Below are 13,035 nucleotides of genomic sequence, written 5' to 3' on the forward strand. Positions count from 1 at the left end.
CATGTCCCACGTGCTCCAGCGAGCGGTCGTCCGACGAGCAGCCACCCTGGCGGTGGTGCTCGGCCTCGTGCTGACCGGGGTGGTGACTGCGGCGCTGGCGTCATCGATGGACCGCGACCACGATGATCAGGTCGATCGGGCCACCGACGCGATGCTGGCCGCGCTCCACGCGGACCTCCATGCCCTGGAGTCCTCCCTGATCGCCATGCGGGACATCGCCACGATCCAGGCGCTGGCCCATCCAGCCGATCATGCGCTGGCGCATCCGGTCCTGCACGACTGGCCGATCCACACGCGCGAGATGACGACCTCGCTCGAGAACGGCTTCGACCAGGGCACCATCCCCCTCGCGCGTGCCGTGGCCCTCTTCCGTCGGGTGGAGCAGCGCGAGCTCGCCGCCTACGAGAACGCCATCAGCGACCGCGACGGCGTCGAGGTCACCGTGCACCCCTCTCCGACGGACCAGGCCTTCGTCGTCGAGCGCGTCGTCCCCCACGCACCCAACAGCAGCGCCCTCGGGTTCGACCTCGCCAGCGAACCAAACCGTCTCGCGGGCATCGAGGGTGCGAGGGACTCCGGCCTGCCCACGATCAGCGCGGCGGTCGAGCTGGTCGTGCCCGACGACCCGGCTGCGGTCATCCTCTTCGTCCCGACCTACGACACCGGCGCCATCCCCTCGACGGTCGCCGCTCGCCGCGACGGCTTCGTGGGCGGCTTCCTGGCTGCGGTCGAGCCGGCCGCCCTCGTCGACCGGGGACCGGCAGCCGCCCTCGCCCTGGACGTCCAGGTCTGGGACCTCGGGCCGGGTGCCGGCGGGTCGATCGAGCCGACGCTCCTCGTCGGGGACCCGACGGCGACCACGACGGCCTCGGCCAGGCTGGACGTCGCGGGACGCACATGGGAGGTGCGAACGTCTCCGACGGCCGCCTTCGCCCGGACCAACCGGTGGCCGGTGCTCGCACTCGGTGCAGCTGGCCTGCTGCTGACCATCGTCATCGCCGCCCTCGTCCACGTGCTCCGGACACGGGAGGCCACTGCCCAGGCCCAGGTCGAGGTTCGCACCGCCGACCTGCGCCGCAGCCAGGACGAGCTGGAAGCGGCCAACGCGGAGCTGCGACGGACCGACCAGTCGCGAACCGAGTTCCTGGTCACGGTCTCCCACGAGCTGCGAACGCCCCTGACCTCCATCCGAGGGTTCGCCTCGCTGCTGGAGCACCACAGCCACGAGCTCAGCGAGGAGGACCGCAGGGACTTCGTCGGCCAGCTCGCCCGCGGGGCGGAGTCGATGTCGGACATGCTGCAGGAGGTCCTGGAGTTCGCCCGGCTCGAGCACGAACAACCGTCGCCCGTCACGATGGAGCTGGACCTCCAGCAGATGGTCGCCGACGTCGTCGAGCGCCTCCCGTTCGCGCACGTGGTCACCATCACGGTCGATGGGGCGGCCCGGTTCGCCACACCCAACGGTGATCCGGTGGCTGTCCGCCGAGCCCTGCACAACGTGCTGGACAACGCGTGGAGCTACTCCCCCGCCGACAGCCCGATCGACGTCACCGTCCGCCTGGTCGACGGCGCCGACTGGGTCGAGGTCGTCGTGGACGATCGGGGCCCGGGGGTCGCCCCGGAGGACCGCGAACGGGTGTTCCAGCGCTTCCACCGCGGACACGAGGCCCAGGTGAGCACGGTGGCGGGCACGGGCATCGGGTTGACGGTCGCCCGGGCCCAGCTGATGCGCATGGCCGGTCGCATACACCTCGAGGACGCCCCGAGCGGCGGGACGAGGGTTGTCATCGGTCTGCCCTGTGCTCAGGTCAGCGCCCGCCGGGCCGATGAGATGGCACCCACATCACCATGACCGCACCCCCACGCCTCCATCCCGCAGCGACCTTCCTCCTGGTCGCCGCGGGTACCGGTGTGCTCCAGGGGCTGGCGATCGCGCCGGTGGGGGCCGGAACGCCCATGTGGACCCCCGTGGGTGCGGTGGCGTTCGCGGCAGTCCTCTGCCGGCGACCCACGTTCGTGAGCGCGGCACTCCTCGGGGTCGTGGCGACGGTCCCGATCCTCGACGCGCGTCGACTGTTCGCGGCCCTGGGTTCGCTGGCGTTCTGCGCTGGACTGGCAGCCGTGTGGAATCGCCGGGCGCGATCCACCCGCCCCGAGTTCGACCTGACGTTCCTGGTGATGGCCTCCACCACGGTCGTCGCCACGGTTTCCGGTGCCATCACCGCCGCCCTGCCCCTCCCTGACGCCATCTCCGGCGACTGGATGACCGACGCGGTGGGTGCCGGCATGTCGCTGGCCACCACGCTCCTGATCATCGCCCCCATGGCCCTGCCCGCACCGACCGGCCGTCATTCGTGGTGGCCGACGGTGACCGCCAGCGTGATCCTTGCCGCAGCCGCCGGGGCGGCGATGACGACGCTCCCTGCCGTTCGCATCCTGGGGCTCGTGGCCGCGCCCGTCCTTGCCTCCCGTACTCGCCCCTGGCAGAACAGCCTCGTCCTGGGCCTCGGGTTGACCGGCGCGACCGCCCTCGCCGCGATGCCGGGCAACGAGATCACTGCGACCACCGCCCAGACCAGGGTCGTCGCCGTCGCGCTCGCGGTCTGCCTCATCCAGGTCGTGGCGTACCGGCTGGAACGCGAACGAGAGCGGGCAGCACGAACCGAGGCGACCCACCGGACCATCCTCGACTCCCTGGCCGAGGCCCTGCTCGTGCTCGACGGCGCCGGTCGGGTGCTGCGGATCAACCCTGCAGCCGGTCGGCTGTTCGCCATCGACCCCGACGCCACGATGGGTACGGCCAACAGCTTCGAGGGCTACGCGTTCACCGATCGCGACGGCCGCCCCATCGCGGCCGAGGATCTCCCCGCTGCGCGTGCCCTCGGTGGCCACCAAGTCGACGGCCAGCTCCTGTGCATGGAACGCCCCGACGGCACCCTCCGATGGATCAGCGCCTCGACGCGCCTGCTGCCCGGCTGCGAGGCCCCCGAGGATCCGGCCGTGGTCATGACCGTCACCGACGTCACCACGAGGCACGAGGCCGAGATGGCCTCGCGCGCCGAGACCACGCAGCTGCGACACCGCGCCCTGCACGACGGCCTGACCGGCCTGCCCAACCGCACCATGCTGATGGACAGGCTGGGCGAGGCACAGCGGACCGCGTTGCGGCGTGGGGCCGGCACCGGCCTGATCGTCGTCGACCTCGACGGCTTCAAGGGTGTCAACGACCACCTCGGCCACGCCGTTGGCGACGAGGTGCTCGTCCAGGTCGCGCTGCGCCTCCGCTCGACCCTGCGGTCCTCCGACACCGCCGCCCGGCTCGGCGGCGACGAGTTCGTGGTCCTCTGCGAGGACCTGCATCCTGGCATGGCCGACCTCGAGGTCAGGCACATCGCCCAGCGCCTGCAGGAGCTGCTGAACCAGGTCTACGTGACCACCAGCGGGCCGGCCGAGATCGGCGCCAGCGTCGGCTGGGCGATCGCGGGTCCGGGCGAGACCCTGGACCTCGACCTGGTCGTGAAGGCCGACGAGGCCATGCTGGCCGACAAGCGGGAGCGCAAGGGCGCACCCGAGGAGCAGCGGCCCGAGGAGCTGGCCCGAAGCGTCACCGTCCCCACCGCTGGTGAGGCGCTGACCGTCTACATCGTGGACGACGACCCAGCGATGCGGTTGCTGGCCGGCCGGATCCTGGAGTCCAGCGGCACCGACCTGATCGTCATCGGCGAGGCCGCCGACGGCGAAACGGCCATCAGGGAGATCGACGAGCTCGCCCCGGACCTGGTGCTGTGCGACGTCATGATGCCGGTCGTCTCGGGCCCCGACGTGGTCGTCGCCGTGCGACGCCACCTTCCCGATCAGCGGTTCATCTTCTGGTCCGCCACGTCCGCGCCGGAGCTCGAACGGTTCGAGGCCGAGCTGCAGGTCCCGTTCGTCCTGAAGGACCGCATCGAGGAGCTGCCCGCTGCGCTGCTGAGGGCAGCCGGTCGTGGACCGTCCGGCGCCCGGGGCGTCATCCCGCAGCCGGAGACGACCGTTCCCTCAAGGTGACCGCCCGTTCGACCGAAGAAGTGGTGAAAGGGACGCCTTCCCACGTCCGACGTCGCCACTGAACGGAAGAACCACACACATGCGCAGCAGCATCCGCCTCCGGTTGATGACCCTGATGCTCGTGCCCGCTGTGGCCATGCTGGCCCTGTCCGGCATCCAGCTGCGGGCCAGCACCGAGGTGCTGGCCCAGACCCAGCAGTTCGCATCACTCGTGGACCTCGCCGACGCCCAGTACTCGCTGGTGCACGACCTCCAGATCGAACGGACGAGGACCCTGGAGGCGTTCCACCTCGGCGACGACGGCGGCATGGACATGTCAGGTGAGGACCTGCTGGCCGCACGGACCACCACCGACACGAGCCTGGCCCGCATGCACGAGCTGGCCTCCCCCGCCCTGCTGGCGGAGCTGTCGGCCCCCGTGGCCGAGGCCGTCCAGCGTGCCCTCGACGCCGCCGACGACATCGTCGTGCGGCGCGGCGACATCGACGCGGGGAGCCTGCTCGACGCGCAGGTCCAGCAGGCCTACGACGTCCCGGTCAGCGCCCTGCTGGGGATCGATGACATCCTGATCCCCGAGGTGACCAACCCGGTCATCCACACCCGGCTGCTCGCCAGCGCCGCGTACGCCCGACTGAAGGCGACGGCGCTCGACCGTGGCGACACCATCCTGCTGGCCGTGGCCGGCAGCATCGACTCGGGCACCGCCGGCCGGCAGGTCTCCGCGCTGGCCAACCAGCAGGCGCTGTGGCTGGACTCCCTCCACCGGCTCGCCACCGACGCCGAGGTCGCGCTGCTCGAGGAGACCGCCGACATCGATCCCTCCAGCGAGGTCTCCCGGGTCGCCGGCGGCCTGCAGGCCGGCAACCTCGGCACGATCGACGAGATCGCCGCCGACAACCGGGATGCCGCCCGCACCCTCCGGACCGTCGAGCAGCAGATGGCTGCCACCAGCCTGTCCGCCGCAGACGAGCTCCAGACCGAGGCGACACGGACCACGCTCGTCATCGGCGGCCTCGTCGTGCTCGCACTCCTCTTCGGTGTCTACCTGGTCTACGCCCTGAGCCGCAGCGTGGTGCGTCCGCTGAACCGCCTGACGACCCTGGCGAGCCGCATCGCAACCGTCCTGCCCGACACCGTGGAGGCCGTGGGCCGCGGCGAGGACGTCGACACCACCGTCCTCGACGACGCCGTCAGCACCGAGCTGCTGAACCGGCGTGACGAGCTGGGCGACCTCGCCCGCGCCCTGGGCGCGGCGACCGACCAGGCGACCACGGTGGCCCTGGAGCAGGCACGCACCCGCCATGGTGTCGCCCAGACCATCTCCGACGTCGCCCGCCGGGAACAGTCCCTGGTGGAACGGCAGCTGTCGCTGCTGGAGACCATGGAGGAGCGCGAGGAGGACGCCGAGCAGCTCTCGCAGCTGTTCCGCCTGGACCACCTCGCCACCCGCATGCGCCGCAACGCCGAGAACCTGCTGCTGCTGTCCACCGGTCAGCTGCCCGGGTCCGGTGACGCCTCGCACCAGCCGCTGGTCGACGTGATCCGTACCGCCGCGGCCGAGACCGAGCAGTACGCCCGGGTCGACGTCCGGGTCGGCATTCCCGTCGACGTCAAGGGGTACGCCGCCACCCCGCTGTCGCACCTCCTCGCCGAGCTGGTCGAGAACGCCACGAACTTCTCCCCACCCAACACACGTGTGACGGTGACGACGGCCCGCGAGGCGAGCGGCGTCACCGTGACCGTCACCGACCGGGGCCTCGGCATGGACGCCCAGGACCTGGAGGAGGCCAAGGCGCGCCTGATGGCCCCGCCGCTGCTCGAAGCAGCCGAGTCCCGCCGCCTCGGCCTGTACGTCGTCGGCCTGCTGGCCCAGCGCCTCGGCGTCGCCATCGACATCCGGCCCGGCGAGCCCGCCGGCCTGCACGTGCTGGTGTGGCTGCCCGACACGCTCTTCGTCACCCCGCCCCAGGCCAGGAGCGGACCGTCCGGGTTGGCGTCGGTCGTGGCCCAGTCGGTCGAACCGGCTGCGCCGGCCGGGCCCATCCAGCCCGCGGCGTTGCTGTCGTCCACCCCGCCCGTGGAGCGCTTCGTGGAACCAACCCCGACCGGGGCACCCGCACGCTTCTCCGAGGACGCCGCTCCGGACGCCCTGTCGGTCATGCAGCGACTGCTCGACGCCAGCCCGGCGACGCCACCTCCGCTGCCGCCCGACGTCCAGCCCGTCGCCAGCACGCTGCCCACCCGGGCGCCCCTGCTCCCCCAGCGCCAGCCCTCCAGCGACGAACCGGCCAGCGGCTTGAGCCTGGCCCGTGCCAGCAACGGCAGGACCGTGGAGTTCGATCCGGCCGCCGTCTCGGACCTGATCAGCGGGTTCGACCAGGGGCCCCCGTCCGCGTCGTTCCCCGCCGGGACGGCCGAGCAGGCCCCGGTTGCCCCGCAGCAGCCCGCCGTCCAGACCCCACCGCCGGCGACTGCGACGCCCTCGACTGCATCACTGCCCTCGCCTGCGTCACTGCCCGTCGATGACGTCCCGGCGGCCGCACCCACTCCCCCCACCACCCCCTACGGAGGTACCTCGTCGTGGTCAACACCGTTCCCTCAGCGGGACAGCGCCAAGTGAACGCCGGCACCGACCTCAACTGGCTCCTCAGCGGGTTCAGCAGCCGGACGCCCGGGGTGATCGAGTCGGTCGTCGTCAGCATCGACGGCCTGCTCATCGCCGCCTCCGAGGGCCTCGACCGCGCGACCGCCGACCGGGTGGCCGCCGTCGCGTCCTCGCTGGCCTCGATCACCCGTGGCGCGTCCCGGGTGTTCGATGCCGGCAACCTCAAGCAGGTCATGGTGGCCTACGACAACGGCTACATCGTCCTCACGTCGCTGCGTGACGGCGCGGTCCTGGCCGTCCTGGCAACCGCCGGCAGCGACATCGGGCTGATCGGCCACGAGATGCGCACGCTGGGCCAGCAGGTGGGCACCGCGCTCAGCCCCCAGCTGATCGAGGACCTCCGCGCACAGCTACCACGGTGAGGGTGATCCAGACGTGAGCGAAGCACGCCGACTTCGACCCTACGCCCTCGTGGGCGGCAGGACTCGTGCCGAGGCGAACCTGTCCATGGAGTCCATGGTCGTCGCCAGCGGCGTCCAACCCGGCGAGGACGTCGGCCCCGAGCAGCTGGAGCTGCTGGAGCAGTGCCGAACGCCGCAGTCCCTGGTCGACCTCAGCGCCGGCCTCGACGTGCCGCTCGGCGTCATCCGTGTCCTGCTCGGTGACCTGCTCGCGTCCGGACTGATCAGCCACGCCGGCGCCGTCGAGGCACCGACCGCTGTCCCCGCCCACCGCGACATCACCCTCCTCGGTGAACTGCTCGACGGAATCGAGGCCCTGTAGCCATGACTGCCACGTATCCCTCTCAAAGCCCCTTCCCCAACGAGGCCCACTCGATGCACACCCCGCCACCACGCCCGGTGCGTCGAGGCCCCACGTCGGTCAAGATCGTGATCGCCGGTGGCTTCGGCGTTGGCAAGACCACCATGGTCACCGCCGTCACCGAGATCACGCCGTTCACCACCGAGGTGCCCATGACCGAGGCCAGCCTCGGCGTCGACGACACCTCCATCGTCGGTGAACGCAAGACCCACACGACCGTGGCCATGGACTTCGGCCGCATCTCCCTGGGCAACGACCTGTACCTGTACCTGTTCGGCACCCCCGGCCAGGACCGCTTCAGCTTCATGTGGGACGACCTGACGCAGGGTGCCGTCGGCGCCATCGTGCTGGTCGACACCCGCCGCCTCGAGGAGTGCTTCCCGGCGATCAACTACTTCGAGCAGAAGGGCGTCCCGTTCGTCGTCGCGATCAACTGCTTCGACGGCCAGGTGCTGCACTCCCCCGAGGCCGTTCGTGACGCCCTCCAGGTCGGCGAGGACACCCCCGTCATGCTCACCGACGCCCGCGACAAGGCCCAGGTCAAGGTCGCGATGGCCTCCGTCGTCCGCCATGCCATGGCCCGCGCCAGGGCCACGCTGGGTTAGCCGGTTCTCCAGCTCGTTGTTCGTTGGTCCTCGCTCGCGTTTCGCCGGCGCCCTGCGGCAGTCGGTGGTCACTTCGGTCGCCGTGGTCGAGGTGACGTGTGCGATAGGCACCCCTGGAGGTGGTCGACCCCACCCGGGGTGAGGCCGCGTGTGGGATGCACGCCCCCTCGTGTCGTGGATGCCACACCTCGCCCAAGGGTGGGTGCGATCAGCCGCACCTCAAGCTGTCGTTCCCACACACCAGTCGTGTGCGGAGCGCGCCGGCGTCCTCACGCACCCCCGCACGACGCCCGGTGGGGCCGCCGTGATCAGAAACGGCGTGCGCGATGGGCACCTCTGAGGATGGCCGATCCCACCCGGGGTGCGGCCGCGTGTGGGCTGCACGCCCCCTTGTGACGTCGAAGCCACACCTCACCCAAGGGTGGGTGCGATCAGCCGCACCTCAAGCTGTCGATCCCACACACCAGTGTGCCGGGGCCCACCGAGGTGCCAACGCACCGCCGCAGGGCGCCGACGACTCCGTGGTGGCTCCCGCAGTGCCCCGATGCGAAGCGAGGGGTCGAGGAAGCCGCCGCGGATCGTCGGTCACGAGCCCGAGGACCCGACGAGCGGAGCGAGGACCAAACCTATCCGCTGAACTTGGCCTTCAGGTAGTCCTTGTTCATCTGCGCGATGTAGTCCAGGGAGATGTCCTTGGGGCACGACACCGAGCACTCGCCGATGTTGGTGCAGGAACCGAAGAACGCCTCCATGGTCTCGACCATGTTGAGGGTGCGCTCGGTCCGCTCGGGCTGGCCCTGGGGCAGCATGTTGAGCTGGCTCATCTTGGCCGACGTGAACAGCTGGGCCGCACCGTTGGGGCAGGCCGCCACGCAGGCACCGCAGCCGATGCAGGCGGCCGCGTCGAACGCGTCGTCAGCGACGTCCTTGGGGACGGGGGTCAGGTTGGCGTCGGACGCCGACCCGGTCGGGACGGTGATGTAGCCGCCCGCCTCGATGATCCGGTCGAAGGCCGAGCGGTTGACCGCCAGGTCCTTGATGACCGGAAAGCCGGAGGCTCGCCACGGCTCGACGGTGATGGTGTCCCCGTCGCTGTACTGGCGCATGTGCAGCTGGCAGGTGGCCGTCGACCGCTGGGGCCCGTGGGCCTGGCCGTCGATCATCAGCCCGCACGACCCGCAGATGCCCTCGCGGCAGTCGTGGTCGAAGTGGACCGGCTCCTTGCCGTCGTTGACCAGCTGCTCGTTGAGCTGGTCCAGCATCTCCAGGAACGAGCTGTCCTCGCTGACCTCGTTGAGCTGGTAGGTCTCGAACGCACCGGCAGCATCGGGGGACGGCTGGCGCCAGACCTTCAGGGTGAGCTTCATCAGATGATCGCCTACTTGTACGAGCGGGTGGTCGGGGTGACGTTCTCGAAGACGAGCTCCTCCTTGTGGAGGGTGGCGTTCCCGGTGTCGCCGGTGAACTCCCACGCGCCGACGAACTGGAAGTTCTCGTCGTCGCGCCTGGCCTCGCCCTCCTCGGTCTGATGCTCTTCGCGGAAGTGACCGCCGCAGGACTCCTCACGCATCAGCGCGTCCTGGCACATCAGCTCACCGAGCTCGAAGAAGTCGGCGACGCGGTTGACCTTCTCGATCGACATGTTCATGGTGTCGGCGCTGCCGAGGACCCGCACGTCGGTCTCGAACTCCTCCCGGAGCGCCTTGATCTCGCCGAGCGCCTTCTCCAGGCCGTTGGCGTTGCGCGCCATGCCGCAGTTGTCCCACATGATCTTGCCGAGCTCGCGGTGGAAGTAGTCCACCGTCCGCGTCCCGTTGACCGACAGGTACTTGTGGATCCGGTCGCCCACGTCGGCTTCGGCCTGCTTGAAGACCGGGTCGTCGGTGGGCACGACCTTCTCGCCCAGCTTCGGAGCCAGGTAGTTGCCGATGGTGTAGGGCAGCACGAAGTAGCCGTCCGACAGCCCCTGCATGAGCGCCGAGGCACCCAGGCGGTTGGCGCCGTGGTCGGAGAAGTTGGCCTCGCCGGCGGCGAACAGGCCGGGCACGGTCGTCTGCAGCTCGTAGTCCACCCACAGCCCACCCATGGTGTAGTGGGGGGCCGGGAAGATGCGCATCGGGCGCTGGTAGGGGTTCTCCCCCGTGATGCGCTCGTACATCTCGAAGAGGTTGCCGTACCGCGCGCTGATGGTGTCCTCGCCCAGGCGCTCGATGGCGTGGGAGAAGTCCAGGTACACGCCGTTCTTCAGCGGACCGACCCCGAGCTCGGCGTCGACCATCGTCTTGGCGTTGCGGGACGCGACGTCGCGCGGGACCAGGTTGCCGAAGGAGGGGTACTTGCGCTCCAGGTAGTAGTCCCGGTCGGACTCGGGGATCTGGGCGGCCGGCTTGCCGGTGTCGTCGATGTCCTTGGGGACCCAGATGCGGCCGTCGTTGCGCAGCGACTCCGACATCAGCGTCAGCTTCGACTGGTGCTCGTCGGAGGAGGGAATGCAGGTCGGGTGGATCTGGGTGTAGCAGGGGTTGGCGAAGAACGCGCCCTTGCGGTGGGCGCGCCACGCAGCGGTGACGTTGGAGGCCATCGCGTTGGTCGACAGGTAGTAGACGTTGGAGTACCCACCGGTCGCCAGCACCACGGCGTGGGCGGAGTGGGAGGTGATCTCACCCGTCAGCAGGTCACGGGTGACGATGCCGCAGGCCTGGCCGTCCTTGACGACGACGTCGAGCATCTCCGACCGGATGTGCATCTCGACCGTGCCGAGGCTGATCTGGCGGGCCAACGCCTGGTAGGCGCCGAGGAGCAGCTGCTGGCCCGTCTGGCCACGGGCGTAGAACGTCCGGCTGACCTGGGCACCACCGAAGGAGCGGTTGTCCAGCAGGCCGCCGTACTCACGGGCGAACGGCACGCCCTGGGCGACCGCCTGGTCGATGATGTTGTTGGACACCTCGGCGAGGCGGTAGGTGTTCTCCTCGCGCCCGCGGTAGTCGCCACCCTTGATGGTGTCGTAGAACAGCCGGTAGACCGAGTCGCCGTCACCGTGGTAGTTCTTCGCGGCGTTGATCCCGCCCTGGGCGGCGATGGAGTGCGCGCGCCGGGGCGAATCGTGGAACGTGAAGCACTTCACGTTGTAGCCGAGCTCACCGAAGGTGGCCGCAGCGGCGCCACCAGCGAGGCCGGTGCCGACCACGATGATCTCGTACTTCCGCTTGTTGGCGGGGTTGACGAGCTTCATGTTGAACTTGTGGTTGGTCCACTTGTCCGCAAGCGGGCCGTCGGGGACCCTGGAGTCGAGCACGGTCATGTCGTTCCTCTCGGTTTCTTCTCGTCAGCCGTTCGTCCGCCGTGTCACTCGGCGGAGAACTCCTCGGCGATGGCCTGGCACTCCTCGCCGCAGTCGATCACGCCGAACATCGTCCCGAGCGGGTAGGTCAGGTTGATGCTGGTGACCACGACGGCCAGGCCGACCGCCAGGTAGCGACGCCACGGGTTGAAGCGCTTGCTGGACCATCCCATCGTCTGGAACAGCGACCAGGTGCCGTGGAAGATGTGCATGCCGAGGGCCAGGACGGCCACCATGTAGAACAGCGCCACGGGGATGCGGGACAGGCTGGCGACCAGGTTGTTGGTGATCGCGCCGCGGACGTAGTCCGGGTTGGCCAGGCCCCAGGTGAGGTCGGCCAGGTGGAACAGGATGAAGGCCAGCACGATCGTGCCCGTGTAGACCATCGTGCGCGAGGCGTAGTCGGCAGCGATGTACTCGCGCGGCGCCTGGTAGGCGACGGGACGCTTCTTGCGGTTCATCAGGGTCAGCGAGTACGCCGCGTGCACGTGGCCCACGAGCGCGCCGAGCAGGCCGAGTCGTCCGATCCACAGCAGGAAGGTGCGTGGCACGAGCGGCTCGCCGATGTCACGGAGACCCTCGCCGTACTCGGTGAACTTGGCCGCCCCCTCGAAGACGTGCAGGTTGCCGACCGCGTGGATGACGATGAACCCCAGGCCGATGATCCCGGTGAGGGCCATGACGTACTTCTTGCCCATGGCCGTGCCGTAGAAGTCACGGACCCACATCTTCGGGCGTTCACGGTGCGGAACCGGCGCCTTCTCGAGGGGCTTGATCGCGCCGTCATTGCTGCGCGGAGTCGTCGTGCTCATCGGTCCTGCTCCCAAGTGCGGAGATCGTCACCGACCATCGGAACCCTTGGCCGGGAGGGGTGTGTACAGCTAGCCGGCAGCGTATCAGCGGCGACCCCCGAAACGGGATTCCACGGATTCCACCCGCAACAGGGGTTGCTAGTTCAACGTTCAACTGTTACGTTTCCAACTACCACGAACGCGACGGGCCCCCGAGCCCTCGAACCCCACAGGAGATCAGCCATGTCCACCACCACCTCCAGCCTCGACCGCACCGTCGACGGGCAGCCCTTCCCCGCCGCCGGCACCTACACCATCGACGGATCGCACAGCTCCATCGAAGCCGTCGCCCGCCACCTGATGGTCACGAAGGTCCGCGGCCAGTTCAGCGACTTCGAGGGCACCATCACCGTCGGCGAGACGCCCGAGGACTCCGCGGTCCAGGTGACCATCAAGGCCGCCTCGATCGTGACCAAGGACCCCAAGCGCGACGAGCACCTGCGCAGCCCCGACTTCCTCGACGTGGAGCAGTTCCCCGAGCTGACGTTCCGCAGCACGAAGGTCGACAAGGGGTGGACGGTGACCGGCGACCTGACCATCCGTGGCGTGACCCGCGAGGTGCAGCTCGACACCGACTACATGGGCACCTTCCAGAACCCCTGGGGCCAGACCGTCGCCGCGTTCTCGGCGAAGACGACGCTGAACCGCGAGGACTTCGGCATGACGTGGAACGCCCCGCTCGAGGCCGGCGGCGTGCTGGTCTCCAAGGACCTCAAGGTCGAGCTGGAGATCCAGGCCCCGCTGGAGGGTTGACCAGCTGTCTCG

General features: G+C 69.7%; 10 protein-coding genes. 7 read left to right on the forward strand and 3 right to left on the reverse strand.

Going from position 1 to position 13,035, the window contains the following annotated elements:
• The first annotated feature begins 1 nt into the window (after nt 1).
• The 6 genes from CUC05_RS19580 (at nt 2) to CUC05_RS19605 (ending at nt 8,079) form a co-directional block, all read left to right on the forward strand.
• Nucleotides 2-1,852 carry a CHASE domain-containing sensor histidine kinase gene (locus CUC05_RS19580; RefSeq protein ID WP_108667824.1) on the forward strand — a complete coding sequence of 617 codons (1,851 nt, stop codon included), beginning with the start codon at nt 2-4 and terminating at the stop codon, nt 1,850-1,852.
• A complete protein-coding gene (locus CUC05_RS19585) occupies nt 1,849-4,047 on the forward strand; it encodes a diguanylate cyclase domain-containing protein (protein WP_108667825.1) in 2,199 nt (732 codons plus the stop codon). Before CUC05_RS19580 ends, CUC05_RS19585 begins: the two co-directional genes overlap by 4 nt.
• A gap of 79 nt (nt 4,048-4,126) precedes the next feature.
• Nucleotides 4,127-6,667, forward strand: coding sequence for a sensor histidine kinase (locus CUC05_RS19590; RefSeq protein WP_108667826.1), 2,541 nt, complete (start codon nt 4,127-4,129; stop codon nt 6,665-6,667).
• Entirely contained in the window at nt 6,664-7,074 is a 411-nt protein-coding gene (locus CUC05_RS19595) for a roadblock/LC7 domain-containing protein (protein ID WP_108667827.1), read from the forward strand. Before CUC05_RS19590 ends, CUC05_RS19595 begins: the two co-directional genes overlap by 4 nt.
• A gap of 13 nt (nt 7,075-7,087) precedes the next feature.
• Nucleotides 7,088-7,435, forward strand: a complete 348-nt coding sequence (locus tag CUC05_RS19600) for a DUF742 domain-containing protein (protein WP_108667828.1) — start codon at nt 7,088-7,090, stop codon at nt 7,433-7,435.
• A gap of 53 nt (nt 7,436-7,488) precedes the next feature.
• Nucleotides 7,489-8,079, forward strand: a complete 591-nt coding sequence (locus CUC05_RS19605; RefSeq protein WP_108667829.1) for a GTP-binding protein — start codon at nt 7,489-7,491, stop codon at nt 8,077-8,079.
• A gap of 626 nt (nt 8,080-8,705) precedes the next feature.
• On the opposite strand, the gene CUC05_RS19610 is transcribed toward CUC05_RS19605, so the two are convergent.
• Genes CUC05_RS19610 through CUC05_RS19620 form a run of 3 tightly spaced genes read right to left on the reverse strand, consistent with a single transcriptional unit; the run spans nt 8,706 to nt 12,231 of the window.
• The gene (locus tag CUC05_RS19610) at nt 8,706-9,446 is read right to left on the reverse strand and encodes a succinate dehydrogenase/fumarate reductase iron-sulfur subunit (protein ID WP_108667830.1); all 741 of its coding nucleotides are present in this window, start codon (nt 9,444-9,446) and stop codon (nt 8,706-8,708) included.
• An 11-nt stretch (nt 9,447-9,457) separates the two neighbouring features.
• Nucleotides 9,458-11,380 carry a fumarate reductase/succinate dehydrogenase flavoprotein subunit gene (locus tag CUC05_RS19615; RefSeq protein ID WP_108667831.1) on the reverse strand — a complete coding sequence of 641 codons (1,923 nt, stop codon included), beginning with the start codon at nt 11,378-11,380 and terminating at the stop codon, nt 9,458-9,460.
• A 44-nt stretch (nt 11,381-11,424) separates the two neighbouring features.
• Nucleotides 11,425-12,231, reverse strand: coding sequence for a succinate dehydrogenase cytochrome b subunit (locus CUC05_RS19620; RefSeq protein WP_108667832.1), 807 nt, complete (start codon nt 12,229-12,231; stop codon nt 11,425-11,427).
• 222 nt (nt 12,232-12,453) lie between these two features.
• Between CUC05_RS19620 and CUC05_RS19625 the strand changes: the two genes are divergently transcribed.
• Nucleotides 12,454-13,023 (forward strand): YceI family protein, encoded by a 570-nt coding sequence (locus CUC05_RS19625; protein ID WP_108667833.1) that lies wholly within the window; start codon nt 12,454-12,456, stop codon nt 13,021-13,023.
• The last annotated feature ends 12 nt before the right edge of the window (nt 13,024-13,035 follow it).

The organism is Euzebya rosea (assembly GCF_003073135.1).
Taxonomy (GTDB): domain Bacteria; phylum Actinomycetota; class Nitriliruptoria; order Euzebyales; family Euzebyaceae; genus Euzebya; species Euzebya rosea.

Coding starts and splice junctions, on each gene's coding strand:
- CUC05_RS19615 (WP_108667831.1), bottom strand. CDS start 11,380: ATGACCGTGCTCGACTCCAGGGTCCCCGACGGCCCGCTTGCGGACAAG.
- CUC05_RS19625 (WP_108667833.1), top strand. CDS start 12,454: ATGTCCACCACCACCTCCAGCCTCGACCGCACCGTCGACGGGCAGCCC.
- CUC05_RS19580 (WP_108667824.1), top strand. CDS start 2: ATGTCCCACGTGCTCCAGCGAGCGGTCGTCCGACGAGCAGCCACCCTG.
- CUC05_RS19605 (WP_108667829.1), top strand. CDS start 7,489: ATGCACACCCCGCCACCACGCCCGGTGCGTCGAGGCCCCACGTCGGTC.
- CUC05_RS19585 (WP_108667825.1), top strand. CDS start 1,849: ATGACCGCACCCCCACGCCTCCATCCCGCAGCGACCTTCCTCCTGGTC.
- CUC05_RS19590 (WP_108667826.1), top strand. CDS start 4,127: ATGCGCAGCAGCATCCGCCTCCGGTTGATGACCCTGATGCTCGTGCCC.
- CUC05_RS19610 (WP_108667830.1), bottom strand. CDS start 9,446: ATGAAGCTCACCCTGAAGGTCTGGCGCCAGCCGTCCCCCGATGCTGCC.
- CUC05_RS19620 (WP_108667832.1), bottom strand. CDS start 12,231: ATGAGCACGACGACTCCGCGCAGCAATGACGGCGCGATCAAGCCCCTC.